Genomic DNA, 637 nt, shown 5'->3' with positions numbered 1-637 from the left:
GGATAGGCGCCCGGCGCCTGGCCAGGCCAGGGCGCGTGCAGCAGGGCCTGCAGCGCGTCCGCCTCCCAGACTTCCCCCACCTCCAGACGGCTGCCTGGCAGGCACAGGTGCAGCAGGCGCGCCGTGTTCTTGGCGTGCCCGGCTTCCTGGGGGTGTTGCAGCACCAGCACCTGCACGGCACTGGCCACGGGCTGCACGCAGCCGCACAAGCAGGCGGCGGCAGGGCGCAGGCAGGCGGGGCACAGGGGGCGTGGGGGCATGGCAGGTCTCAAGCTTGATAGCGGTCTGCGCTGGTGGGACAAGGGCAGAGCCACGATTTTGCTTGAAAGTCGGTCGCCACCTGTGGCGGCGGGGCATGGCTGCGGCCTGGCGTGGCTGGCTGCGGGAGGCCGGGCGCTGTCAAGCAGGAATTTCGCATGTACTAAGTTGGAAAACTTGTTTGGATACCGTTGTTTTGGTTTTTAGGATTGGCTTTCTTATATTTAAAACGGCATGAGAAAGCAGCCATGACTTCCCGATACGCACCCCCCGTCCCCCTGGTTTCCGACCGCTGGTCGCTCCCCCGGCGCCAATGGCTCCAGGGGCTGGCGGCCTGCGGCCGGCGCGGCCTGCTGCCGTCCCTGGGCGCACCCGCCCA

At 67.5% G+C, this 637-nt stretch carries 1 protein-coding gene; it reads right to left on the bottom strand.

Going from position 1 to position 637, the window contains the following annotated elements; all coding sequences use genetic code 11:
- On the bottom strand, window positions 1-260 hold a 260-nt coding region (locus SJH88_RS19310; protein WP_274755408.1), incomplete at its 3' end, for a DTW domain-containing protein.
- Window positions 261-637: the final 377 nt, after the last annotated feature.

It is taken from the genome of Comamonas sp. GCA5 (assembly GCF_036541385.1).
Lineage (GTDB): Bacteria > Pseudomonadota > Gammaproteobacteria > Burkholderiales > Burkholderiaceae_C > Comamonas > Comamonas aquatica.
Note: the sequence above shows the minus strand (reverse complement) of the source record. Positions and strands in the feature narration are given on the sequence as shown.